At 60.2% G+C, this 24,505-nt stretch carries 25 protein-coding genes; 8 read left to right on the top strand and 17 right to left on the bottom strand.

Annotated features, from left to right (window positions below; genetic code table 11):
- Positions 1-6: 6 nt before the first annotated feature.
- From H4W29_RS02860 to H4W29_RS02845, 4 genes are all read right to left on the bottom strand, one after another.
- Positions 7-558: a GrpB family protein gene (locus tag H4W29_RS02860; protein ID WP_192727577.1), complete on the bottom strand. Its 552-nt coding sequence runs from the start codon at positions 556-558 to the stop codon at positions 7-9.
- 74 nt (positions 559-632) lie between these two features.
- Positions 633-1,559 carry a Gfo/Idh/MocA family protein gene (locus H4W29_RS02855; protein ID WP_192727576.1) on the bottom strand — a complete coding sequence of 309 codons (927 nt, stop codon included), beginning with the start codon at positions 1,557-1,559 and terminating at the stop codon, positions 633-635.
- Between the two features lie 196 nt (positions 1,560-1,755).
- Complete coding sequence (locus H4W29_RS02850) at positions 1,756-3,642, bottom strand: ABC-F family ATP-binding cassette domain-containing protein (RefSeq protein ID WP_029616520.1); 1,887 nt, start codon at positions 3,640-3,642, stop codon at positions 1,756-1,758.
- A gap of 78 nt (positions 3,643-3,720) precedes the next feature.
- Complete coding sequence (locus H4W29_RS02845) at positions 3,721-4,788, bottom strand: GGDEF domain-containing protein (protein ID WP_192727575.1); 1,068 nt, start codon at positions 4,786-4,788, stop codon at positions 3,721-3,723.
- Positions 4,789-5,051: 263 nt separating this feature from the next.
- Between H4W29_RS02845 and H4W29_RS02840 the strand changes: the two genes are divergently transcribed.
- Both H4W29_RS02840 and ndk read left to right on the top strand, forming a co-directional pair.
- Positions 5,052-5,741, top strand: coding sequence for a glutathione S-transferase family protein (locus H4W29_RS02840; RefSeq protein WP_192727574.1), 690 nt, complete (start codon positions 5,052-5,054; stop codon positions 5,739-5,741).
- An 80-nt stretch (positions 5,742-5,821) separates the two neighbouring features.
- Positions 5,822-6,244, top strand: coding sequence for a nucleoside-diphosphate kinase (ndk, locus tag H4W29_RS02835; protein ID WP_016553456.1), 423 nt, complete (start codon positions 5,822-5,824; stop codon positions 6,242-6,244).
- Positions 6,245-6,319: 75 nt separating this feature from the next.
- Here ndk and H4W29_RS02830 read toward each other — a convergent pair whose 3' ends face one another.
- Together H4W29_RS02830 and H4W29_RS02825 are read right to left on the bottom strand one after the other, a co-directional pair.
- Entirely contained in the window at positions 6,320-6,826 is a 507-nt protein-coding gene (locus tag H4W29_RS02830) for a hypothetical protein (RefSeq protein WP_192727573.1), read from the bottom strand.
- Positions 6,823-7,371, bottom strand: coding sequence for a CGNR zinc finger domain-containing protein (locus tag H4W29_RS02825; protein ID WP_192727572.1), 549 nt, complete (start codon positions 7,369-7,371; stop codon positions 6,823-6,825). Before H4W29_RS02825 ends, H4W29_RS02830 begins: the two co-directional genes overlap by 4 nt.
- A gap of 66 nt (positions 7,372-7,437) precedes the next feature.
- Here H4W29_RS02825 and H4W29_RS02820 point away from each other — a divergent pair, with 66 nt between their 5' ends.
- Entirely contained in the window at positions 7,438-8,334 is an 897-nt protein-coding gene (locus tag H4W29_RS02820; RefSeq protein WP_192727571.1) for a branched-chain amino acid ABC transporter permease, read from the top strand.
- Here the strand turns inward: H4W29_RS02820 and H4W29_RS02815 are convergent, their stop codons facing one another.
- From H4W29_RS02815 to H4W29_RS02795, 5 genes are all read right to left on the bottom strand, one after another.
- A complete protein-coding gene (locus H4W29_RS02815) occupies positions 8,335-8,796 on the bottom strand; it encodes a molybdenum cofactor biosynthesis protein MoaE (protein ID WP_192727570.1) in 462 nt (153 codons plus the stop codon).
- A 261-nt stretch (positions 8,797-9,057) separates the two neighbouring features.
- The gene (gene moaD, locus H4W29_RS02810) at positions 9,058-9,312 is read right to left on the bottom strand and encodes a molybdopterin converting factor subunit 1 (RefSeq protein ID WP_192727569.1); all 255 of its coding nucleotides are present in this window, start codon (positions 9,310-9,312) and stop codon (positions 9,058-9,060) included.
- Positions 9,309-9,899, bottom strand: coding sequence for a CDP-diacylglycerol--glycerol-3-phosphate 3-phosphatidyltransferase (gene pgsA / locus H4W29_RS02805; RefSeq protein ID WP_192727568.1), 591 nt, complete (start codon positions 9,897-9,899; stop codon positions 9,309-9,311). The genes moaD and pgsA overlap by 4 nt, the downstream gene beginning before the upstream one ends.
- Positions 9,900-10,008: 109 nt before the next feature.
- Positions 10,009-12,051 carry an excinuclease ABC subunit UvrC gene (gene uvrC / locus H4W29_RS02800; RefSeq protein ID WP_192727567.1) on the bottom strand — a complete coding sequence of 681 codons (2,043 nt, stop codon included), beginning with the start codon at positions 12,049-12,051 and terminating at the stop codon, positions 10,009-10,011.
- Complete coding sequence (locus tag H4W29_RS02795; protein WP_192727566.1) at positions 12,048-12,815, bottom strand: SDR family oxidoreductase; 768 nt, start codon at positions 12,813-12,815, stop codon at positions 12,048-12,050. The genes uvrC and H4W29_RS02795 overlap by 4 nt, the downstream gene beginning before the upstream one ends.
- A gap of 363 nt (positions 12,816-13,178) precedes the next feature.
- On the opposite strand from H4W29_RS02795, the gene H4W29_RS02790 reads away from it, so the two are divergent.
- Complete coding sequence (locus H4W29_RS02790) at positions 13,179-13,811, top strand: outer membrane protein (protein WP_192727565.1); 633 nt, start codon at positions 13,179-13,181, stop codon at positions 13,809-13,811.
- Positions 13,812-13,887: 76 nt separating this feature from the next.
- On the opposite strand, the gene H4W29_RS02785 is transcribed toward H4W29_RS02790, so the two are convergent.
- Both H4W29_RS02785 and H4W29_RS02780 read right to left on the bottom strand, forming a co-directional pair.
- Positions 13,888-14,484 carry a glutathione S-transferase gene (locus H4W29_RS02785; protein WP_192727564.1) on the bottom strand — a complete coding sequence of 199 codons (597 nt, stop codon included), beginning with the start codon at positions 14,482-14,484 and terminating at the stop codon, positions 13,888-13,890.
- Between the two features lie 57 nt (positions 14,485-14,541).
- Positions 14,542-15,411: a 23S rRNA (adenine(2030)-N(6))-methyltransferase RlmJ gene (locus H4W29_RS02780; protein WP_192727563.1), complete on the bottom strand. Its 870-nt coding sequence runs from the start codon at positions 15,409-15,411 to the stop codon at positions 14,542-14,544.
- A 17-nt stretch (positions 15,412-15,428) separates the two neighbouring features.
- Here H4W29_RS02780 and H4W29_RS02775 point away from each other — a divergent pair, with 17 nt between their 5' ends.
- Entirely contained in the window at positions 15,429-17,630 is a 2,202-nt protein-coding gene (locus tag H4W29_RS02775; RefSeq protein WP_192727562.1) for a molybdopterin-containing oxidoreductase family protein, read from the top strand.
- Positions 17,627-18,217: an NUDIX domain-containing protein gene (locus H4W29_RS02770; RefSeq protein ID WP_192727561.1), complete on the top strand. Its 591-nt coding sequence runs from the start codon at positions 17,627-17,629 to the stop codon at positions 18,215-18,217. The genes H4W29_RS02775 and H4W29_RS02770 overlap by 4 nt, the downstream gene beginning before the upstream one ends.
- A 65-nt stretch (positions 18,218-18,282) precedes the next feature.
- Here H4W29_RS02770 and H4W29_RS02765 read toward each other — a convergent pair whose 3' ends face one another.
- From H4W29_RS02765 to purM, 4 genes are all read right to left on the bottom strand, one after another.
- Entirely contained in the window at positions 18,283-19,581 is a 1,299-nt protein-coding gene (locus H4W29_RS02765) for an FAD-dependent oxidoreductase (protein ID WP_192727560.1), read from the bottom strand.
- A gap of 4 nt (positions 19,582-19,585) precedes the next feature.
- On the bottom strand, positions 19,586-20,206 hold the full coding sequence (locus tag H4W29_RS02760; protein WP_192727559.1) for a PadR family transcriptional regulator: 621 nt from the start codon (positions 20,204-20,206) through the stop codon (positions 19,586-19,588).
- A 436-nt stretch (positions 20,207-20,642) separates the two neighbouring features.
- A complete protein-coding gene (gene purN / locus H4W29_RS02755) occupies positions 20,643-21,308 on the bottom strand; it encodes a phosphoribosylglycinamide formyltransferase (protein ID WP_192727558.1) in 666 nt (221 codons plus the stop codon).
- Complete coding sequence (purM, locus tag H4W29_RS02750) at positions 21,305-22,378, bottom strand: phosphoribosylformylglycinamidine cyclo-ligase (RefSeq protein WP_192727557.1); 1,074 nt, start codon at positions 22,376-22,378, stop codon at positions 21,305-21,307. The genes purN and purM overlap by 4 nt, the downstream gene beginning before the upstream one ends.
- A gap of 244 nt (positions 22,379-22,622) precedes the next feature.
- On the opposite strand from purM, the gene H4W29_RS02745 reads away from it, so the two are divergent.
- Positions 22,623-23,747, top strand: a complete 1,125-nt coding sequence (locus tag H4W29_RS02745) for an AI-2E family transporter (protein WP_192727556.1) — start codon at positions 22,623-22,625, stop codon at positions 23,745-23,747.
- Complete coding sequence (gene hdaA, locus H4W29_RS02740) at positions 23,740-24,453, top strand: DnaA regulatory inactivator HdaA (RefSeq protein WP_192727555.1); 714 nt, start codon at positions 23,740-23,742, stop codon at positions 24,451-24,453. The genes H4W29_RS02745 and hdaA overlap by 8 nt, the downstream gene beginning before the upstream one ends.
- Positions 24,454-24,505: the final 52 nt, after the last annotated feature.

Raw genomic sequence — 24,505 nt, 5'->3', positions numbered from 1 at the left:
GGAACGTCAGGCCAGACCGGCCTCGGCCAGAACCCTGTCGATGAAATCCTTCTTCGCGCCGGTATAGGCCGCACGACTCTCGGCATATTTTTCCGCGAGGCCGATCTTCAGTTCTTCATAGGCCAGCGCAAGGGCTGGATCGCCTTGCAGCCTGTCGCGGAAGAAGATGTTCCGCCTCCAGTTGAAGCCCTGATATTCGACGACATGTGCGAGATGAGTGCGTGTCTCGCCCGTGACACCGCGGCCGAAGAGATGGTCGTCGGGCACGATGTCGGCACCGGCATAGTCGTAGCCGATCGCTTCCATGGGCTTGATGCAGGCAAGTCCGTCATCAAGGCGGCGAACGCCGATCAGGATATCGATGATCGGTTTCGCCTTGATGCCTGGAATGGCGGTGCTGCCGAAGTGCTGTATGTCGATTGCCAGAGGGCCAAGCGCGCCACGGATCCTGGCCTCTTCCAGCAGATAGGCCTCCCGCCACTTGGCATTTGGGTCGGCGAGCCTCACCGCCAGATGCGGGACGCCCAATCCAAACGATTCATCCTGCTCCTGCTGCATGGAAAACGTCCCTCACGTTTCGTTTTCCTATTCTAGCATTCTGCAGGCGCAATGGCATCTGTCCGCGCGGCCGATCAGTCGTAGAACGCCTCGACGAATTTGCGCTTGCCGAGCATGAAGGCATCGGCGACATGGCGCAGCGGCGCCAGATCGACATCCGACTTGCCGGCCTTGATGAGCTCGGCAAAGCGGCGATAGAGCGACGGATATTCGGCCTCCGGGGCCGAGAACTTCAGCTCGCCGCCGACCGAGAGCTTCGAGCCACCTTCAGAGAGAACCATCTGGCCGGCAGCCGTTTCGGCGATGATGTCCCAGCTCTGCTTGCCCGTCTGGCGCCAGTCGAATTCTGCGTGAACGGGAACGTAGTCGACATTGCGGAAATGCAGGTCGGCAGCGATCGGCGAGTCGCGGTTTTCAGGGAATTCCAGCGTGCCGGCGCTGAGGAACATCGCCTTCGGCAGGATATGCGTCACGATTGAAAGCGCGTTGATGCCCGGATCGAAAACGCCGAGACCGCCGGCCTGCCAGATCCATTCCTGGTTCGGATGCCAGTGGCGCACGTCTTCCTTCCAGATGACGTGCATGCTCTTCATTTCGGTCGAGGAAAGAAACGATTTGGCGGCTTCGACGGCTGCCGCATAGCGCGAATGCCAGCTTGCAAACAGCGTCGCACCCTGCTTGTTGGCGAGATCTTCCAGATCTTCCACTTCGCTCAGCGTCGCACCCGGTGGTTTTTCAAGGAAAACGTGCTTGCCGGCGGCCAGCGCCTTGTAAGCCGCTTCATAGCGATACTGCGGCGGCATGCAGAGCGAAACGGCATCGATCGATGGTTCGGCGTCGAGCATGTCGTCGATCGACGTATAGGCGGTAACGCCGTCGACCGTGCCGTGGCGGCTTGCCGTCGCCACCAGCTTGAAATCGGCATTGGCGGCGATGGAGGGGAGGTGCTGGTCGCGGACGATCTTGCCGACGCCGACGATGGCGAGGTTGATGGCTGACATTGTAAAGCTCGCGTTCGGTGTTTCGCTAAAAGTATGACTTATTGCGCGCCGTTTTATCAGAAAGCGGTCCGCGGGCAAGTCTGGTCTGTAAGAACAGACGACGCGATTTTTGGGCAATTGTCTAGCTCTTGACGACTGCGATGGCTCTTACACCGCGGCAAAGTATCCCCTGACAGTTACTTACACTGGCGGCGCCTCAGCTCGCCATGGCTCCCTCATATTCAGCGGAGAGTTCCAGCCATTGCTCTTCGGCGGCAGCGAGTTTGGCTGCTGCTTCGCCACGCTGCTTGGCTTTGTCAGCGGCCTTGGCGGGCGCCTTTTCATAGAGCGCAGGATCCGCAAGTTCCGCATCAAGTGCCTGAATCAATTTCTCCAGCTTGCCCGTCAAGGATTCGATTTCGTTGATCTTTTTCTTGAGGGGGGCGAGCGAGGCGCGCTTGTCGGCATTGAGTTTGCGCTGGTCGGCCTTCGATGCCTGGTCTTCAGACTGCTTCTGCTTTTCGTCGTCTTTTTTTTTGCCGGAAGCAACGATCAGGTCGCGATATTCATCCATATCGCCTTCGAAACTCGTCACCGTGCCGTTGTTGACCAGCCAGAGGCGGTCGACGGTCGCTTCGATCAGATGCCGGTCGTGCGAGATCAGGATGACGGCCCCGTCATAATCGTTCAGCGCCTCGATCAGCGCGCGGCGGCTGTCGATGTCGAGATGGTTGGTCGGTTCGTCGAGGATCAAGAGGTTGGGTGCATGGAAGGCGGCAAGCCCCATCAGCAGGCGTGCCTTTTCCCCACCTGAAAGATCTTTCGCGGCCGTCGCCATCTTTTCGGTCGCAAGGCCCATCTGCGCCACGCGGGAGCGCACCTTTGCTTCGGGTTCTGTCGGCATCAGCCGCCGCACATGCTCGACGGGTGTCTCGTTCGGCACGAGATCGTCGAGCTGATGCTGGGCGAAAAAGCCGATCTTCAGGCTGGGCGCCAGGCGCAGATCGCCGCTTTCCGGCGCCAGCCGCCCCGAAATGAATTTCGCGAAGGTCGATTTGCCGTTGCCGTTCGAGCCGAGCAGCGCGATGCGGTCATCATTGTCGATGCGCAGATTGAGCCCCTTGAGGATCGGCTTGCCTGGCTCGTAGCCGACGGCGCCGCCGCTGATCGCGACGATCGGCGAGGCGGGCTGCTTTTCCGGCTCCGGGAAGGTGATCGGCTGAACGTGATCCTCGATCACGGACGCGACCGTGCCCATGCGCTCCAGCGCCTTGACGCGGGATTGGGCCTGCTTTGCCTTGGAGGCCTTGGCCTTGAAGCGGTCGATGAAGCTCTGCAGATGCTTGCGCGCCGCATCGTTCTTCGCCTTGGCCTTCATCTGCAACTCGTCGGCTTCCGCCTTCTGCCGCTCGAACTGGTCGTAATTGCCGCGATAGAAGGTGAGCTTCTTCTGATCGAGATGCACGATGGAATTGACCGCGTTGTTCAGCAGGTCACGGTCATGACTAATGATGATGACCGTGTGCGGATAGCGGCGGATATAATCCTCCAGCCACATCGTGCCTTCGAGGTCGAGATAGTTGGTCGGCTCGTCGAGCAGCAGCAGGTCCGGCTCCGTAAAGAGCACGGAGGCGAGCGCCACGCGCATGCGCCAGCCGCCCGAGAAGGAGGATGCGGGCCGGGCCTGCGCTTCCTGATCGAAGCCGAGGCCAGAGAGGATGCTGGCGGCGCGCGCTTCCGCCGAATGGGCGTCGATATCGACGAGGCGCATCTGAATTTCGGCGATACGATGCGGATCGGTTGCGGTCTCTGCCTCGGCAAGCAGCGCCGCGCGCTCCTTGTCGGCGGAAAGCACGATCGTGATCAGCGAATCCTCGGTGCCCGGCGCTTCCTGCTTCACCTGACCCATGCGCGCATTCTTGGGGATTGATATTGTCCCGCTTTCGGCTCCCAGATCACCGGTTATAACGCGGAAGAGGGTGGATTTGCCGGCGCCGTTACGTCCCACGAGCCCGGCCTTCGTGCCTGACGGCAGCGAGACGCTGGCATGGTCGAGAAGCAGACGGCCGGCGATGCGGGCGGAAATATCTGATATCGTGATCATGCGCGCGGTTTTGGCCGAAAGCCGCCGCCAAGGCAAGATGGCTCAGCGGCGTGTTTGCCACTGTTTGCCATCAATAGCTCATAGCCGGACGCCTTGGCGGCCGAAGGCTTGCACCGGCACGCGCGGATTGGACTGGGCGGCAAGCAGCGCTACGCGGGCATTGGCCTGAAGCTGACCCGACGTGGCCGCATCGCCGCTCAGTGCCACACCGACCGAAATCGTCAGGCCGCTTGCTTCGGACCTATCGGAGGCGGCGAAAACGAGATTGTCCTCGACGGAACTGCGCAGCCGCTCGGCGATCGCCAGCGCATCCTGCATGCCGACATTGGCAAAGAGGAGGGCGAATTCGTCGGCCTCCAGGCGCGCAACGAAATCGTTCTTCTTCACCGTCTTGCGGAAGAGGCCGGCAAGCTTCTTCAAAAGCTTGTTGCCGGTCTGCGCGCCGTATCGGGCGGTAAGCTCCTTGAAATCATCGATGTCGATCATGATCAGCGCGCTGCCGGCCGCACCCTCTTCCTGACAGTAGAGATCGTCGAGCGCACGATTGAGCCCGATACGGTTCGGCAGGCCGGTGATCTTGTCGGTGATAGCGGCAGCCTGCACGGTGGAAATGCCCCGCTCCAGCGCCGTCAACCGCTCGATTTCCTCTTCCAGCCTCGTGCCGATCGTCCGTTCCGCTGCGAGAACGGCTGAAAGGGAAGCGGCGAGATACTCGACCTCGGCCATGAAATCGGCAAGGCTCTGCTGGTCCTGCTGGCCCGAGACGGATTTGAGGATTGTCTCGCAAGCGCGTGTGAATGCCTGGTGATGCAGGCGACCTTCGGCGAGCCGCTCCGCCGTCTCCTTAAGCACGCGGCTCGTTTCGTTGCGCGAGCGGTCGTCCGCCAGCCCATAATGGCCGACGAGCCTGTAGCGCAGGCCGAGTTCGTCCAGAGCTTCCTGATGCGGATGCGGGCCGAGGGCAGCGATATCCTGTGCCAGCCCGGCATTCAGGCCGATCAGTGCCTCATGGAACAGTTCATAGTTGCGCGGCAGGCCTGCCACGTTCAGCCGCATCATGTGCTGAGCGACTTTCTGCACGTCGGTTGCCGGCGCCGGCCGGGTCGCCTCGCGCGTATTCAATGCATTTGCAGCGGCAGTCGGCATGACGATCCCCTCATTGCCATTGGTTCTCTTGGGCCATCGGCTCTTCTGCTTCCGCTATGCAGGCAAGCTTTTAAGAGACATTGAATTTGCAAGGTTTGCGGGGCGGGAAGCCGCAAAACCGGTTAATGCACCCTTGCCGCGTCCCGATCGGGAATGGCCGTATCCGTTTCAGCAGCAGCCGTGATGACGCCATGAAAATTCCTGATTTGATCGCGCCGGCTTTCTGGCGTGGAATGAACCGTTGCGATTGCGAAAGGACGACCATGACGAGAGCTCTCTACTCCCTATGCGGCGCCGATGAGCGTCACTTCTTCTCGCCGCATTGCTGGAAAGCGGTGATGGCGCTCGCCCATAAGGGGCTCGACTTCGAAGAGGTTCCGACGACCTACAGCCGCATTGTCGATATCGGCGGTGGCTTCTCCAAGACCGTGCCGGTCCTAGATGACAATGGCCGGCTGATATCAGACAGTTTCGATATCGCCCTTTACCTGGAAGATACCTATCCGGACCGTCCGTCGCTATTTGGTGGCGAGGGCGGCAAGGCCCTGTCGCGTTTGGTCGAGGGTTATTCGCAGATGATGATCCATCCGGCGATCATGCGGATCGCGCTCCTCGATATTCATTCCATTCTCGATGAGGGCGACAAGGCCTATTTCCGCGCCAGCCGCGAAAGCCGTCTCGGCAAGCCGCTGGAGGATTTCGCCGCCGGACGCGAGGCGGAGAGGGAAGCCTTTGCCGCCAAGCTGGAGCCGATGCGCCACATGCTGCGCTTCCAGCCGTTCATCGGCGGCGAGAGCCCGCTCTTTGCCGACTACATCGTCTTTGGTGCGCTGCAATGGCTGCGCATCGCCGCCGGCCTTGCCATGCTGGCCCCTGACGATCCGGTCATGGCCTGGTTCGAACGCTGCCTCGATCTTCATGAAAGCCGGGGCCGGACTGTGACAGCGGCGTGAAATTGCCGGAGCCCCCTTGTTTTCGGGCGGTGAGGCGGGTAAAGACCGCCCACTTTTCCCTGAGTATGAGGATCCGAATTATGGCGATTGAACGCACCTTCTCGATGATCAAGCCGGACGCAACGAAGCGCAACCTGACGGGCGCTATCACCAAGATGCTCGAAGATGCCGGCCTGCGCGTCGTCGCCTCCAAGCGCGTCTGGATGAGCAAGCGCGAAGCCGAAGGCTTCTACGCCGTTCACAAGGAACGTCCGTTCTTCGGCGAACTCGTCGAAGGCATGACCTCCGGCCCGACCATCGTTCAGGTTCTGGAAGGCGAAGGCGCCATCCTGAAGAACCGCGAAATCATGGGCGCAACCAACCCGGCAAACGCTGACGAAGGCACGATTCGCAAGGTTCATGCTCTGTCGATCGGCGAAAACTCGGTTCACGGTTCCGACGCTCCGGAAACGGCTGCCCAGGAAATCAAGTACTGGTTCTCCGATACCGAGATCGTCGGCTGATTCAGCCTGCGAGCATTCCGTGGGAGTGCATTGAATTGACTCACAAAAGCCGGGCTCGTTCCGGCTTTCTTGTTTTCAGGCCGGGCACTTGTCGGTGTTCGAAAAATCCGTCGTCCCATCAGGCTTGAAAACCTCCGGGTTCTTCTCATAGCCGGCACCTAATACCAGCGGCTTGCTCGGCAGCACGGTCTGATCGAGGTCGGACTTGAACTGCGTTTTCAGCTCCTGCAAGAGCTTGCTATCCTTGTCGACCAGCCTGACGGTCACCGAATAGGGCCGGTCCTTGCGCACGCAATGCAGGTTCTCGCTCTGGACGGAAATCTTGTCGTCCATCGGGAAGACCTTCTGGTTCAACACAAGCGGCGTGCCGCCTTGAGGGTTCTCGAACTCGGCAACGATGGTCGAGCCGTCGGGAATGGGCGCCGTCTTCTTCATTGTCAGCAGATAGGTGGCGCTGGCGTTTCGATAGTTGAACACGAACAGATGACCCGTCACTTCCAGCATGGTTTCGGCCTGGCGCTGGCAGGCGGCAAGCATGATCCCCGCTGCTACAATTGTCGTGATGACTAAACGCCGCTTCATGGCGTCTCCTCCTTCTTTTTCCTCCGATAATGCCTGATGGCCTTGGCGCGGTTGCCGCAGACGGCCATATCGCACCAGGCCCGGCTCTTGTTTTTGCTGCGGTCGATGAACAGCCAGCCGCAATTGCCGCAGATCTTCATTCGCTCCGAATCTGGCATGGCGATCAGCCGCAAGACCGAATGCGCCGTTGCCGCATCGAGACCCTTTTCCGCAGCCCCCCGCAGTGTGTGCGCCAGTGCCTCCAACAACTCGGCAAGAAGCTGGTCGTCACTGCCCTCGAGCACGCGCCGGCGGAAATAGCGGTCCGTCGCTTCGCGCAGTTCGATGAAGTTCGCCCTATTCTGCGCTCCGACCGGCATTATGTCGCCGAAAAGTGCCCGTTCGGCGCAAAATTCCTGTGCCGCCTCAGGGAAACGCTCCATTTGCCCTTCGGCCTCGAAGCGGTCGATACGGCGCGCAGTATCGTGACGCAGGATGACGCTGTTGGCGACATCGAGCGCCAATGCGCCACCAGAAAAACGGTGAGGGGTCCAGGAGAAGCTCATGGGAAAAATATAACTGGTAAAATGCGTTTTGCCAGTTATTATTTTAAGTCGATCTGGAGTGTTGAAATGGCCTATCTTCTGCAGCAACTGGCGAATGCGGTGCCGCTCGCAGCGCTCTACGCCACGCTTGCCTTCGGCTATTCGATCGCTTTCGGTGTCACCAAACGCGCCGACATCACCTATGGGGCGATCATCGCCTTTGCCGGCCAGATTCTGCTGCTGTTCACGGACATGGCCTATAACCGCCTCTGGCTGGTACTGCCGGCGGCGATCGCGGTCGGCGTCTGCGCCTCACTGATCTATTCGGTGGGGGCAGGGATCTGGATTGGCCGCTTCGTCATGCAACCGCTTGCCAGCAAATCGCCGAACACGGTCATCGTCGCCGCGCTCGGCATGATGATCGTGCTGATGGAGACGGCGCGCCTTGCCTCCAATACCCGCGCCATCTGGCTGCCGCCGCTCTTGAACGACAACGTGACCTTCTGGAGCGATGGCACCTTCAAGGTGACACTCACCTATATCCAGCTTCTGGATACGGTCCTGATGTGTGCAATCATCGCGATCGGTGCGCTGATCCTGAAGCGCACGGTATGGGGCCGCCTATGGCGCGCCGTCATCGACGATCCGCTTGCCGCCGAACTCTGTGGCACCAGCGCCAGTCGTGTCTTCCTGGTGTCCTATGGGGCGGCGGCGCTCGTCGCTACCTGCTGCGGCATCCTTGCGACCTTCTATTACGGATCGATGGATTTCGGCGCCGGGCTGATGTTCGGCCTCAAGGTGCTGCTGATCGCAGCCGTCGGCGGCTATTCCGATCCGCTGCGCTCGGCGGGTGGTGCCGCCGGCCTGGCGCTCGTCGAGACGCTCTGGGGCGCCTACGGTTCCTTCATCTGGCGTGACCTCGCCATCTTCTCGCTGCTGGTTTTCCTGCTGGTTTTAAGCAAGCGCGAGCGCGTCGTGCTCTGATTATTTCCAGCGGTCACGCGCTGTGTCGTCTGCGTCCTTTGCCGCGATCCAGTCGCCGGCATGCCCACCCTTGTGATGCTCCTTCTTCCAGAAGGGGGCGGATGTTTTGAGGAAATCCATGACGAAGTTCGCACCATCGAAGGCCGCCTGCCGATGCGGCGCGGCAGCGACGACCAGCACTATATTCTCGCCGGCTACGATTTTGCCGTAGCGATGGATGGCGGTGAGACCCTTGAGCCCGAACCGTTCTATGGCGAGTTCGCCGATACGGGTCATCTCCGCCTCGGCCATGCCCGGATAATGTTCGAGTTCGAGCGCAGAAAGTGTGCCGCCCTCATCGCGGCAGAGGCCGGAGAAGGTCACGACCGCGCCGATGTCGGGCTTACCCTTGGAGAGCCGGTCGACTTCCGCCTGCAGATCGAAATCCTCGCGCTGGACGCGGATGGTCGGGATGATGGTCATGACAACATCCCCAACTGCTTTGATGCGGTAGCGGAGGCTATGGAGAGCGCGTGCCGCGCCAACCCCCCTCTGCCCTGCCGGACATCTCCCCCACAAGGAGGGAGATTACGAGCGGCTTGACCATCGTGCCCATCTACAGTTTTGCCGGGCTGCGACGCTGATTGCTTGGGGAAGTTCGTGCTCCCAGCCAATCTCCCTCCTTGTGGGGGAGATGTCCGGCAGGACAGAGGGGGGTAGCCGCACGGCACCACTATCACTGTCTCAGCCACCTGTCATCGGCGGGAAAATACCGATCTCCCGCGCTCCGCCGATCGGCTCGTCATGCTCCACATGCTCCTGGTCAATCGCCACCCGGATCACATCGTGATATTGAAGGGCCATCTCATATTCTTCGCCCAGGCCCTTCAAATGATTCAGAAGATCGGCAACGCTGACGACGGAAGCGGGGAGATCAATCTCCTCCTCACCTTTGCCGATGCGTTCGCGCACCCAGGCGAAATAGACAAGCCGTGTCATTCTTCGTCATCCACCACATGTTTCAACCCGGCGCGGAAATAATCGTAGCCGGTATAGATCGTCAGAAGTGCGGCGATCCAGAGGAGCGCGATCCCCGTCCAGGTCGTATAGGGGAAGATGGTGTCGCCCGCGGGCCCGGCAAGCAGGAAGGCGATGGCGACGAGTTGCAGCGTCGTCTTCCATTTGGCAATGCGCGTTACCGGGACGCTGACCTTCAGCGCGGCCAGATATTCGCGCAGCCCCGAAACCAGGATTTCGCGGCAGAGAATGATGATTGCCGCCCAGAGCGACCAGCCGGCGATCGTGCCATCGGCTGCGACCAGAAGCAGGATGGCGGAAACCAGCAGTTTGTCGGCAATCGGGTCCAGCATGCGGCCGATATTCGAGGTCTGGTTCCAGATTCGCGCGAGGTAGCCGTCGAGGAAATCGGTGATCGAGGCGATGATGAAAATCCAGAGTGCCACCCAGCGCGCCGTGTCGCTGCTGCTGAGCCGTCCCTCGATGAAGAAGCAGACGACGATCAGCGGCACCGCCAGGATGCGGCCGTAGGTGAGGAGATTGGGGATGTTATACGCACGCGATGCCATGAGCGGTTCTCTTTGATAATGCGGCGGTAGATGACGGCTTTGGCCCTCGACCGTCAACATTCTTTCTGTTTTTTCGCTGCCTTTGCGTGGAATTTGCGACCGGCGCCGCTTATTTCGCGGCGTCGTCGTGAAAATGATTGTAGACCTGCTTTGCGACGGTCTCCGAAATTCCTTCCACCGCCATGAGATCGGAAAGGGCAGCGCGCGACACCGCCTTCGCCGTTCCGAAATGCTGCAGCAATGCTCTTTTGCGTGAAGGCCCGATGCCGCCGATCTCGTCGAGCGGGTTCTTGACCATTTCCTTCTTGCGCCGTGCCCGATGCGAGCCGATCGCGAAACGGTGCGCCTCGTCGCGCATGCGCTGGATGAAATAGAGAACCGGATCGCGTGGCGGCAGTGTGAAGCTTCCCTTGCCGGGTGCGAAGAAACGCTCGCGGCCGGCCTCGCGGTCCACACCCTTTGCCACGCCGATGGCGATCACGCTGTCGGTAATGCCGAGTTCGTCCAGAATGGCGCGCACAGCCGTCATCTGTCCCTGACCTCCGTCGATCAGGATCACGTCCGGCCAAGCGGGGAAGGGCATGTCGGCGACATCGGCAGCCGAAATCTGCGCGCTGCGATCCGGAATGCCTTCTTCTTTCAGCAGACGCGAGAAACGCCGGGTCATCACTTCGCGCATCATGCCGAAGTCGTCGCCCGGCGTGATCTCGGTCGATTTGATGTTGAACTTGCGATACTGGTTTTTCACGAAGCCTTCCGGCCCGGCGACCACCATGCCGCCGACCGCATTCGTGCCCATGATATGCGAGTTGTCGTAGATCTCGACGCGCTGCGGGACATAGGGCAGGCCGAACGTGTCCTTGAAGCCTTCCAGCAGCCGTGATTGCGAAGCCGTTTCAGCAAGCTTGCGGCCATGCGCCTCGCGGGCATTGGCGATGACATGCTCGACGAGGTCGCGCTTTTCACCGCGCTGCGGAATGAGGATCGAAACCTTGTGCCCGGCCTTTTCGCCCAAGGCGGCAGCCAGCAGTTCCAGTTCCTCGACCGTTTCCGACAGCATGATCTGCCGCGGCACCGGCTTGTCGTCGTAGAATTGCGCGAGGAAGGCGTTCAGCACCTCGGCGCCTGACAGTTGCGGATCGGCCTTCGGGAAATAGGCGCGGTTGCCCCAGTTCTGTCCCGTGCGGAAGAAGAACACCTGGATGCAGGAAATCCCGCCTTCGTGATGGATGGCAAAGACATCGGCCTCCTCGACGCCCGCCGGGTTGATGCCCTGGTGGCTCTGCACATGCGAGAGCGCGGCAAGACGGTCGCGATAGATCGCGGCGCGCTCGAAATCCAGGTCCTCGGCGGCAGCGTTCATCGCCTCCGCCATGTGCTCCTTCACCTTCTGGCTCTTGCCGGAAAGAAAGTCCTTGGCCTCCTGCACGAGCTCCGCATAGCCCTCGTCGCTGACCTCATGCGTGCAGGGCCCGGAACAGCGCTTGATCTGGTAGAGCAGGCAGGGCCGGGTGCGTGTCTCGAAGACGCTGTCGGTACAGGTGCGGATCAGGAAGGCGCGTTGCAGCGAATTGATCGTGCGGCCAACGGCACCGGCTGAGGCGAAGGGACCGAAATAGTCGCCCTTGCGGGCGCGCGCACCGCGATGCTTGAAGATGGCGGGGGCGCGGTGATCGCCTGTTATCAGGATATAGGGAAACGACTTGTCGTCGCGCAGCAGCACGTTAAAGCGCGGCCGCAAGCGCTTGATCAGATTCGCTTCCAAGAGCAGCGCCTCGGTCTCCGTCCGCGTCGTGACGAATTCCATGTTGGCGGTCTGACGCACCATCTGGGCGATGCGGTTGGAATGCACGCGACCCATCGCGTAGTTGCCGACGCGCTTCTTCAGGCTGCGGGCCTTGCCGACATAGAGCACGTCACCTGCCTCGTTGAACATGCGGTAGACACCGGGGCTGTTCGGCAAGCGCTTGACGAATTCGGCGATCAGATCGGCGCCGACAAGGCCGGTTTCGTTGACGCTGCCGGCATTCCAGTCGACCGCTGCAGAAATCGGCGAAGCGGAAGCATCACCTTCCACCTCGATGATATCGTCGTCGTTTTCGTCGGTCTCATCATAAAGAACACCGCCATCGGGCAGCTTCTTGGCATTCATTCCTTGATCTCCAGCACATCAGGCGTCTGCCACGCGAGATGCTGGCCGCCGTCGAGTGCAATCATCTGACCCGTGATCGAAGGGGTCTCGAACAGAAAACGAATCGTTCTGCCAAATTCCTTGAGCTCAGGTCCTCGCTTCAAGATAAGGGCTGAAACCTGCGCTTGGAAGTCTTCCTGCAATTGCCGCTCGCTCGGAATCGACGGGCCGGGACCGATTGCGTTGACGCGGATGCGTGGCGCGAGCGCCTGCGCCATCGTCTGCGTCGCCGTCCACAGCGCCGATTTAGACAGGGTATAGGAATAGAAGCTCGGCCGCAGTGCCCAGACACGCTGGTCGATAATGTTGACGACGAGCCCCTCGGCCGTTTCCGGCAACTGTTCGGCGAATTTGGCGGCGAGTATCGAAGGCGCGCGGACATGGACGGCGAAATGCTCGTCCCACACCTGCGCATCGAATTTGCGGAGCGAATCCTCGAGAAAAATCGACGCATTGTTGACGAGAAGATCGATCGGGCCGAGCGTCTCGCAAGCCTTCCCGACAAGCCCTTCGGTCTCATCGATTTTGGCGAGATCGGCCTTGATCGCAACCGCCTTATGGCCCCTTTGCCGCAATTCCGCCACAAAATCCTCAGCCTCGGCGAGCGAGCCGTTGGCATGGATTGCGACCGAAAATCCATCAGCAACAAGGTCTTCGGCAATCGCCCGGCCTATTCTTTTGGCGGCACCCGTCACAAGCGCCGCACGAAGTCTTTTCTGGGTCAAGATGCTGCCTTCTGGTCCTGCGAGTCCGTTTGCTGACTATATAAGGGCAGGCTCTGATTATATAAATAGGCCGAAAGCATTGCCTGTGCGGTCCAGATATTCTATGTATTATTTGCAATCGCGATTTATTAAAATAAGTATTGTAAGTTTAACTGATTATTATCCTTAATAAACGGTATGTTGCAACCAAGCAACATCGAATTTCTGCCGCCGCGGAGCCACAATGATATCACAATTTGGCTCTTTCAAATCCGCATTTGCATTCCAATTTCACTCTCGAACCGGAAGGGACATTTAGTAATCCCCCGTGGATGCTTCGCCGAATTTGAGTTGACGGGCGCGCGGGACTGAAAGGAGACAAGTATGCGTATACTCTTTGCTGGCCTCATGGCTTCCGCTCTTGCCGTTGGCGGTTTCTCGGTCGCACAGGCAGCTGATGCCGTGGACCAGGTCCCGCAGGCACCGGTCGCTGAGGAAACCCCGGCTCCGGTCAACAACTGGCAGGGCTTCTACCTCGGTGGCGCCGCGACCTACAATGCGGGCAGCTTCGGTTCCAACCGCGACACCTATGATTGGGGCGGTCAGCTCTTCACCGGCTACAATTTCCAGCAGGGCCAGATCGTTTACGGTGCTGAAGCCGATCTCGGTTACGGCGATGCGGACGTCACTCAGGACGGCATCAAGAACAAGACCGGCTGGAATGGCTCCGTCCGCGGCCGCGTCGGTTATGACCTGAACCCCTTCCTGCTTTATGGTACGGCAGGTCTGGCGCTCGCCAACACCAAGGTTTCCGACGGCACGTCTTCCGACAGCAAGACCGCTTACGGCTATACGGTCGGCGCCGGTGTCGAAGCCTTCGTGACCAACAACATCACGACGCGTCTCGAATACCGCTACACCGACTATCAGGACAAGGACTACAACCTCGATTCCGGTAGCGTTTCGCGCGGCTTCGACGAAAACAGCGTCAAGGTCGGTATCGGCGTCAAGTTCTGATCCGAATTGCAGCGAACATGAGAAAAGCCGGGCTTCGTGCCCGGCTTTTTTGTTGTCTTCACCAGTTTCAAATCGCTCAGATTTGCGGCTTCAACTGCTCGTAGCCGTCAAACTTCTTCTCGAATTCCCGCAGCCAGCCGATCAACTCGGCATGGTCTTCTTCCCACTGGCCCTTGAAGCGCAGGTCGAGATAGCCGATCGTGGCGGCGAGCGCGAAATGCCCGCCATGCAGCTTCTTGCCGAGCTTCGGTGTATTGGCGGCCAGATAGTTCAGCGCGGTCTCGACCTTCTTCCACTGCCGGTCGATCCAGGGCTGATGCACCTTTTCTTCGTCGCGGAAACGGCGTTCGTAGACGATCGCCAGCAGGCAGTCGCAAACGCCGTCGCACAGCGCTTCCAGCACTTCGGCGTCGGTACGCTTGCCCTTCTTGGAAGGATAGAGCGCGCCCTTCTTGAGCCGGTCGAAATAATGCATGATGGCGATGCTGTCGAATATGGAAACACCATCGTCCGTCAGCAGCGTCGGGATCTTGCCGAGCGGGTTGTTGTCCACGAGGATCGCCGGTCCCGCATTCGTATCGACCCGGATTTCCGTTGTCTCCAGGCCGAGATGGCGCGAAGCCATGCGCACCTTGCTGGAGAAAGGGGAGGTCGGGGAGCAGAGAAGCTTCATGGGGCACCTTTTGGATATGCTGATGGCGCCGGACTATCCCCGAGCACCGAGAGTCGGTCAATCGGCCTTGGCGGGCTTGGTCTCACCGCGCAGCCAGAAAGCCTTTTGCGAGGCGAAACGGTCCTGCGCCAGATGGTCTTTCAGCGCCGGCAGCAATTGGTGCAGCTCGTCCTTCAGCGTGAAGGGCGGATTGACGATGACGAGGCCGGAGCCCGTCAGTCCCGTCGTCTCGCGGTCGCTGCGCACGGCAAGCTCGGCGCAGAGCATCTTCGGGATTTCCGTCGCCTGCAGCGCGTCGTGAAATTCCTTGATCGGTGCGCCCTTCTTCAACGGATACCAGAGGCAGTAAGTGCCACCAGGAAAACGCCGGTAGGCCTTGGCAAGACCATCCACCAGGCGCTCATATTCGCCGTCTTCCTCGAAGGGCGGATCGACGAGCACGATGCCGCGCTTTTCCTTGGGCGGCAGATGCGCGCCGAGCGCCAGCCAGCCGTCGAGCTCGGTGATGCGCGCATGGTGATCGCCTTCGAAGACGCGGTGCAGCCGGATAAAATCCTCCGGATGCAGTTCCATCGCCGAAAGCCGGTCCTGTGGGCGGAAGAGCATGCGGGCCAGTTTGGGCGAGCCGGGATAGAAGCGCAGGCCGCCCTGCGGGTTCAGCTCGCGGATGGCGGTGAGATAGGGCTCCAGAAGCTCCGAGACCTGCGGCCCGAGATCGGTTTCCAGGAGCTTGCCGATACCATCATGCCATTCCCCGGTCTTCTGCGCTTCCTCGGAGGAAAGATCATAGAGGCCGATGCCGGCATGCGTGTCGAGTACGCGGAAACCCGCATCCTTCTTCTGCATGTAACGGACCAGCCGAGCCAGCACCGCATGCTTCAGGACATCGGCGAAATTGCCGGCATGATAGATGTGGCGATAGTTCATTTTCGCTGATGCCTGCTATGAATTCGGATCATTGGGAGTTTTTGTGCCTTTTGGGCGGTCGAGCCTTGGCATATAGAAATCGCATGAACATTGCGACCCCCATCCATGCCAAATCCCGGATCGGCCATACGGCCTGTCCGCATGACTGTCCCTCCACCTGCGCGTTGGAGGTGGATATTACGGAAGACGGCCGTATCGGTCGTGTCCGGGGCGCGAACGACCATTCCTACACGTCGGGCGTCATCTGCGCCAAGGTCGCCCGTTATGCCGAGCGCCTCTATCATCCGGACCGTCTCATGCACCCGCTGCGCCGCACCGGCGCCAAGGGGGAAGGGCAGTGGCAGCAGATTTCCTGGGATGACGCGCTGGACGAAATTGCCGAAGCCTTCGTGAAGGCCGAGGCCAAGGATGGCAGTGAGGCGATCTGGCCCTATTTCTACGCCGGCACCATGGGCTGGGTACAGCGCGACTCGATCGAGCGCCTGCGCCATGCCAAGCGTTATTCCGGCTTCTTCTCCTCGATCTGCACCAATCCCGCCTGGACCGGCTTTACGATGGCGACCGGCATGCTGCGCGGCCCCGATCCGCGCGAGATGGCGCGCACCGATTGCGTCGTCATCTGGGGCACCAATGCTGTTGCCACCCAGGTCAATGTGATGACCCACGCGATCAAGTCGCGCAAGGAGCGCGGCGCCAAGATCGTCGTCATCGACATCTACGACAATCCGACGATGAAGCAGGCTGACATGGCGCTCATCGTCAAGCCCGGTACCGATGCGGCCCTTGCCTGCGCCGTCATGCACATCGCCTTCCGAGACGGTTATGCCGACCGCGACTATATGGCTGAATATGCCGACGATCCCTCGGGTCTCGAAGCGCATCTGAAGACAAAGACGCCGGGATGGGCGGCCGCAATAACCGGTCTTTCAGTCGAAGAGATCGAAGCCTTCGCCAAGCTCGTCGGCACCACCAAGAAGACCTTCTTCCGCCTCGGCTATGGCTTCACGCGCCAGCGCAACGGCGCGGTCGCCATGCACGCGGCAGCCTCGATCGCCACCGTGCTTGGCTCCTGGCAATATGAGGGTGGTGGCGCCTTCCATTCCAACAGCGACATTTTTCGCATGAACAATGCGGAGCTGACCGGCAAGTCGATGAAGAATGCCGACATCCGCATGATCGACCAGTCACAGATCGGCCGGGCACTGACCGGCGATGCCGTGGCGCTGCGCGATCGCGGCCCTGTTGCGGCCATGCTGATCCAGAACACCAATCCGGTGAATATCGCCCCGGAACAGCGGCTGGTGAAACAAGGCTTTGCGCGAGGCGACCTCTTCGTAGCCGTGCATGAGCAGTTCATGACCGAGACGGCCGAAATGGCCGATATCGTCATTCCCGCCACCATGTTCGTCGAGCATGACGATATCTATCGCGCCGGCGGCCAGAACCACATTCTGCTTGGGCCCAAACTCGTTGAGCCGCCACCGACCGTGCGCACCAACCTCTTCGTCATCGAGGAATTGGCAAAACGCCTTGGCGTCGCCGATCGCCCCGGCTTCGGCTTCACGGCCCGCGAAATGGTCGATCGCGTTCTGGCCGCTAGCAACCTGCCGGACTACGACCATTTCCTCGAGCACAAATGGTTCGACCGCCAGCCAGCCTTCGATGAAGCGCATTATCTCGATGGTTTCGCCCATGCCGACGGCAAGTTCCACTTTCGGCCGGACTGGGTGAACGGCGCCTCACCGAACAAGCCGCCCGCATCCGTCGGTGCACTCGGTCCCTATGCCGAACTGCCGCCGTTCCCGGATCAGGTCGACGTCATCGAACTTGCCGACCCCGAACATCCCTTCCGCCTGGCGACCTCGCCGGCGCGCAACTTTCTGAATTCGAGTTTCTCGGAAACCAAGACGTCGCGCCAGAAGGAAGGCCGCCCGGAAGTGATGATCAATCCTGTTGATGCCGAGGCCAATGGCGTCGACAATGGCGATCTCGTCCGCATTGGAAACGTGCGCGGTGATTTGCGCATCCACGCCCGCGTGACGACCGACGTCAAACCCGGCGTGCTGATTGCCGAGGGTCTCTGGCCCAACAAGGCGCATGTCGATGGTGAAGGCATCAACGTACTCACCGGCGCCGATCCCGTGGCGCCCTATGGCGGTGCAGCCGTCCATGACAACAAGGTCTGGCTTCGCAAGGAAGCCGCCAAGGACACCATATGACGCAATCGAAAGCGAAAGTAGAAATCGTCGGCAAGGAAATCCTGTCCGACGGCTGGACGGAGCTGACCGGTTACCGGATCGATTATACCGATCGGAATGGCGTGACCCATCGCCTGCCGCGCGAGGTCTATCACCGCACGCCCGCCGCCTGCATTCTGCTTTACGATCCCCGGCGCGATGTGGTCGTGCTGGTGAAGCAGTTCCGCCTGCCGGCATATGTAAACGGCGACCCCGCCTGGATGATCGAAGTCCCGGCCGGCCTGCTCGACGGTGATGAGCCCGAGGTCGCAATCCGCCGCGAGGCGATGGAAGAGACCGGCTATACCGTCCGCGACGTCAGCTTCCTTTTCAAGTCTTATCCGGCTCCGGGCTCCATTACCGAAGTCGTGCATTTCTTCGCGGCGACGATCGATACAGCCGATCGCACCTCCGACGGCGGCGGCCTTGAGGAAGAGCACGAGGATATCGAGGTGCTGGAAGTGTCATTGCAGCAAGCCCTCGCAATGGTGGAAAACGGAGAGATCATCGATCTCAAGACGATCACGCTGCTTCAATGGGCCTTGTTGAACAAGGGCAAACTTCGATAGCGGTAAGGCGGTTGACGTTCGATCCCTCAAGTTGCCGCTTGCGGGGTCGACATCCCGCGGCGATCTCAATTTTCCCCGCGAACGCGCATCATCTGCCGAAAGGCGCGCCGCTTGAGTGCAGGTATTGCGTTGATGGTGCGCATGACGCCGCGCGTGAGACCGAGCTGAAACCTGCCGACAATCGGCCGATGGGCCAGATCGCCAGCATCCATCTGCTTTCTCGATTCCTGGACTGCTTCTTTACTGTAGCGAAGCATCTCGATTTCGTAGGCTTGTATGGCTTCGAGGAGGGGCTTTCGGCCCTGGTTCGCTTCGACCAACATGCGTCCGAGCAGAGCGGCATCGCGAAGCGCCGTATTGGCGCCTGCGCCTCGTCCCGGTGTCATCGTGTGGACGGCGTCGCCGAGCAGAGTGACATTCGAACTCGTCCAAGGCGTCAGCGGTACCGAGGTCCTCATCTTGACATCATGGATCGTCGTGGGTTCCGTCATCCGGATGATCGCTTGCAGGTGCGGATGCCAGTCCCGAGCGATCTCCAAGCCAAGCTCTCGCAATTGTTCGCCACTCAGGCCGGCCGGATCCTGCGGGAAGTTCTGCCGAGCGCCCCATAAGCCCCAGCCGATACTATCCTCGTCGAGCGCTTCGACGAAATCCGGCCAACGGGCAGAAAAATCAGGGTCGTTTCTGCTGTCGGCGAACTCGAGCGAGTGAATGATGGCGCCAAAGCCCATCGGCGCCATAATCAGTGACATGCCCTTGAACATTTTGTCCGACAGCAGAGCCTTCGTTTCCGCCGTCATCGGAATCTTACCCCCGAGCGAGACGATCCCCGTGTCTTCGAGGTGCGCTTCCGGCAGACGTTGCTTGCGCAAAGTCGAACTTGTGCCGTCCGCCCCCACAAGGACATCACCTGTCGCGAGGCTTCCATCCTGAAAACGAGCGGTAATCGATCCGTCGGCATTATTTGTGTAGGCTTGAAACGTCTTCCCGAAGAATACCTCTGCTTCAAGTCCCCTGAGCAGAACCCGCCTCAGCGTCTTTCGAATGACGTTCCGTTCACCATCGAGAGCGTTCGGGCTTGCGTCAGCAATATCGAAGCTCAGCACTTCGCCGAACTGTTCGGTAAGCATGTTGAAATAGCGCGGCGACCTGGCACAGGTCGCGACATAGAGGTCGTAGAGTTCGCCGGGAACACAGGCTTTCAGCGCGCGGCTTCCAGCCGGGCTGATGCCGACGCGATACCCGCCGGTGTCGGCGTTCGGCGCGCGGTCGCGCTCATAGACCGCAACGCTGATGCCGGCCCCTTTAAGAAGATGAGCGAGTGCCAGACCGCCAGTCCCGGCGCCGATAATCAAAACCTTCATGGGATTAATCCTGGTCGAGTTTAGGGTCGATGGTGAATTTCGCGGCGATCTGCCTCAGCCACTCTTCCGTCCAGGTGATGCGCTGGGCGCGCAGATCCGCGACAACGCTGTTGACCCAGGACAATTCGGTTGCGTGAAGCGCTCGGAGATATTCCATCTCAAGCAGGAAGAGCCTTGGAACAGCCTGCGCTTCGTGCAGAGCTTCGTCGATCCGGCAAAGCTCCGCCTCCATGGCTTTTGCTCTGAGCTCGAGATGGCTCGCCACATCATCGGGTGAAAGCAGCGGAAGAAATGATATGGCTGCGGGGAATTCCGGATATTCCCGCGTTGGGGTCGACAATATCGCCCGCATCCAGTCCAGCGCGACGCTACGGCCTTTCTCGGTTATCTCGTACACAGTCCGCTCGGGACGCTTGTCATCCCGGATTGTTTTTCGTGGGGTGATCAAAGCCTCGCGTTCAAGCCGCTGGATCGTCTGATAAAGGCTCGCCCTCTGCGTGACATTGATCACCTCGTCCTTGCCGCGCTCCTTGATGAGCTGCTGCATTCGGTAAGGATGCAGCGGCTCTTCCATGAGCATTGCGAGGATGGCGAGGGCGATGGGAGAGCGTTTGATCAATGTCATGGTCATAATACTACTAGTAAGATTATGACTAGTCAATGAGATGGCCGGCCCCCGACTCCGATGCAAATACTGGGGCCGGATCGGTGACCATGATTCTGTCGGCGAGGCAGGTGAGCGAAGGTTCTGTGCGGATTGAGAACGGTCAGACTGTCGGAAATGGTGGGGAGCGTCTTTCCGCTGCCGTGGCGATGGCCACGTCGAATGCCGCCGTTCTGCCGGTTTGATGGATGGCGGTGAGATTGCCATCGGCCAGCACGCCGATATGGTTCGTGGTCGAACCGAGCGATGTGCATCGCATCCGCGCCATACTCGCTTAAGGCCCTTGCGGCCTGAAGGCAGAGCACCTCCGTTCTCTCCGAGCGACGGAACTGCCCTGGCTACGTGTTTTCACGCAATTGCGGACGGAAAACCGTTGAGCACTTTTGCTGGAATTGCTTCAGTCGCCGATCAACGAAATAAGCTGGGATTTCGGGGCGGTGGCGGAAGCTGTCGCCCCAACCGCTTTCCCGCCTTCCATTTTCACCTTGCCCTCCGCAAAGAGACGGAGAGCCTGCGGGTAAAGCTGGTGTTCGATGGTCAGCACGCGTCCCGCCAGCGACTCCGCCGTATCGCCCGCCAGTACCGGCACGGCGGCCTGACCAATGGCCGGGCCTTCATCCATGCCTTCGGTGACGAAATGCACCGTGCAGCCGGCAATCCGCATACCTGCGTCAATCGCACGCTGATGCGTGTGCAGCCCAGGAAAGAGTGGCAGCAGGGAGGGGTGGATATTGATGATACGGCCTTCGTGGCGCTGGATGAAGGCGCTCGAAAGCAGCCGCATATAGCCGGCAAGGCAGATGATATCGGGCGCAAGCTCATCGAGAGCGGCGAGGATCGCCGCTTCGTGCTCGTCTTTGCTCGCATAATCCTTGCGCACGAACGCGAAGGTCGCAATGCCCTCTGCCGCCGCCTTGGCAAGCCCGCCGGCATCCGCCTTGTCGGAGATCACGCCGACGATCTCGGCCGGGTAATCGGCCGATTTCGCCGCTTGCACCAGCGCCATCATGTTGGAGCCGCCGCCGGAAATGAAGACGACCGTGCGTTTACGCGCCGAACTCATAGAGCGAGCGTGCCCTTGTAGATCGTGCCGGCTTCGCCTTCGGCGCGGGCGACCATGCGGCCGAGTATGACGACGTTCTCGCCTTCAGCTTCAAGCACCTTGGAGACGGCGGCTACATTCTCTTCAGCGACGACGACGATCATGCCGATGCCGCAGTTGAAGGTACGCAGCATTTCCTTGGCCTCGACGCCGCCAGTCTTGGCAAGCCAAGAGAAGACCGGCGGCACCTTGACGGCCACGAGATCGATCTCGGCGGCGAGGTGCTTCGGCAGAACACGCGGAATATTTTCAGGGAAACCACCGCCTGTGATATGGGCAAGCGCCTTCAGCGCGCCTGTCTCGCGGATCGCCTTCAGGAGTGGCTTCACGTAGATACGCGTCGGTGTCAGCAACGCTTCGCCGAGCTTCTTGCCTTCGGCAAAGGGTGCCGGCGCATCCCAGCCGAGGCCGGAAAGCGAAACGATCTTACGCACCAGCGAGAAGCCGTTGGAGTGAACGCCTGAGGAGGAGAGGCCGAGAATGACGTCGCCTTCGGCAATGTCGCCCGACGGCAGCAGTTTGCCGCGCTCGGCGGCGCCAACAGCAAAACCGGCGAGATCATAATCGCCCGAGGAATACATGCCCGGCATTTCGGCCGTCTCACCACCGATCAGCGCGCAGCCCGCATCGCGGCAGCCGGCAGCGATACCGCCGACGATCGCTGCACCCTGATCCGGGTCGAGCTTGCCGGTGGCGAAATAATCGAGGAAGAAGAGCGGCTCCGCGCCCTGCACGACGAGGTCGTTGACGCACATGGCGACGAGATCGATGCCGACGGTCTCGTGATAGTCCGCGTCGATCGCGATCTTCAGTTTGGTGCCGACGCCGTCATTGGCGGCAACGAGTACCGGATCGGTGAAACCTGCGGCCTTCAGGTCGAAGAGACCGCCGAAGCCGCCGATCTCGCCATCTGCGCCCGGACGGCGCGTGGAGCGCACGGCCGGCTTGATCTTCTCCACCATCAGGTTTCCGGCATCGATGTCGACGCCTGCATCGCTATAGGTCAGGCCGTTTTTTCCAGACTGGCTCATGCTGATCTCCGGAGGATTTAAAGCTGCGGACAATGGACCGCGTCACATGCCGGTCGCAATTGCATGAGAGTGCGCTTTATGCAAGCGTTGCAAGGGAAAAGCCCCCATTTTCCAGCTAATCCCTGTGCGCTTTCCGGATTTGGTGCAACAGGGTTGACCATCTTTGCGCCTCCATCCTATGTGCTTAAGCGGCCACGGTCGTTCTAAAGCGGCAAGGGCAGGGCGAGCGATCAGCGGGGAAGCGATGCCACAACAGGTCAGCGGAACGATATTGAAGCGCCAGATCATCTTCTGGGTGGCGGTTCTGCTCATTTTTATCGCCTTCCTCTATATTTTCAGCTCGATCCTGCTGCCCTTCATTGCCGGCATGTCGATCGCCTATTTCCTCGATCCGGTGGCCGACAGACTGGAGCGACTGGGCTTGAATCGCTTGATGGCGACCATCGTCATCCTGGTGGCCTTCGTCATCGTCTTCGCGCTGGCGCTGGTGATCCTGATCCCCGTTCTCATCAACCAGTTCAACGATTTTGCCCAGCGCGTGCCGGGCTATATCAGCCAGCTGCAGCAGTTCATCGCCAACTACCAGGATTCCATGCTGCCCGGCTGGATCAGAAGCCAGCTGGGGACCATCAAGGATAATTTCTCCGGGATCCTGTCGGAAGGCATGGGCTTCCTGACGGGCCTCTTTTCGCAGATCTGGAATTCCGGCAAGGCGATCGTCGATGTCATCTCGCTGCTCGTCGTCACCCCGGTCGTCGCCTTCTACATCCTGCTCGATTGGGATCGCATGGTCGCCAAGGTCGACCAGTGGGTGCCGCGCGACTACGTGAGCGACGTGCGCCAGATCGCCAGGGAAGTGGATCAGGCGATTGCCGGCTTCATCCGCGGGCAGGGTTCGCTCTGCCTCATCCTCGGCATCTATTACGCCCTGGGGCTCTCGATCGTCGGGCTGAACTTCGGCCTGCTCATCGGGCTTTTCGCCGGCATGATCAGCTTCATTCCCTATGTCGGCTCGCTGGTCGGCCTCGTCCTTGCCATTGGCGTGGCGATCGTCCAGTTCTGGCCGGATTATATCTGGATTATCGCCGTTCTGGCGGTCTTCTTCTCCGGCCAGTTCCTGGAGGGCAATATCCTGCAGCCGAAGCTCGTCGGCTCCAGTGTCGGCCTGCACCCCGTCTGGCTGATGTTTGCGCTCTTTGCCTTCGGCGCACTCTTCGGTTTCGTCGGCCTGCTGGTCGCAGTGCCGGCTGCCGCCGCCGTCGGCGTCCTTGTCCGCTTTGCGCTTTCGCGCTACCTTCAAAGCGATCTCTACTATGGCGGGTCGCCGGGCGGCCGGGCCAGTAAGACGAAATCTGTTTCCGATGAATGACGTAAAGAACGCTGATCCGAAGCGTAAGGCCGGAGAACAGCTTCCCCTGGCCTTTTCGCATGACGCCGCGACCGGGCGCGATGACCTCCTGGTCTCGGAGCGGCTGGCCGCTGCCGTTTCGATTGTCGATGCCTGGCCGAACTGGCCATCGCCGGTCGTCATCCTTGCCGGTCCCGTCGGCTCCGGAAAATCGCATCTCGCCGGCATCTGGAAGGAACTGAGCGGGGCGGAAATCATTCATCCCGTGGCCGGTTCCGATGCAGCGGTTGTGGCCGCCAACGGCCCCGTGTTGTTCGAGGACGTTGACCGGACAGGCTTCGATGACGCCTCGCTCTTCCATGTCATCAACAGCGTGCGGGAAAACGGCACCAGCCTGCTAATGACCAGCCGCCTCTGGCCCATGTCCTGGCCGGTCACGCTGCCTGATCTGCGTTCCCGCCTGAAGGCCGCGACGGTCGTGGAGATCGGCGAACCCGACGAGGAACTGCTGTCGCAAGTCATCGTCAAGCTCTTTGCCGACCGGCAGCTTTATATAGATGACAAACTCGTCCTTTATATCGTCAATCGCATGGAGCGATCGCTCAACGCGGCCCAGACGATTGTCGAAAGGCTCGACCGGCTGGCGCTTTCCAGAGGCACAGGCATTACCCGTTCGCTTGCCGCTGAAGTATTGAATGAATTGGGCAATTCCGGCTCGGGCGATTGACTGTCACAGTTCCGTCGTGAAACTGATATATTCGCCGAAGCGGATAAGAGCA

This window comes from Rhizobium viscosum (assembly GCF_014873945.1).
In the GTDB taxonomy this organism is placed as follows: domain Bacteria; phylum Pseudomonadota; class Alphaproteobacteria; order Rhizobiales; family Rhizobiaceae; genus Rhizobium; species Rhizobium viscosum.
Note: the sequence above shows the minus strand (reverse complement) of the source record. Positions and strands in the feature narration are given on the sequence as shown.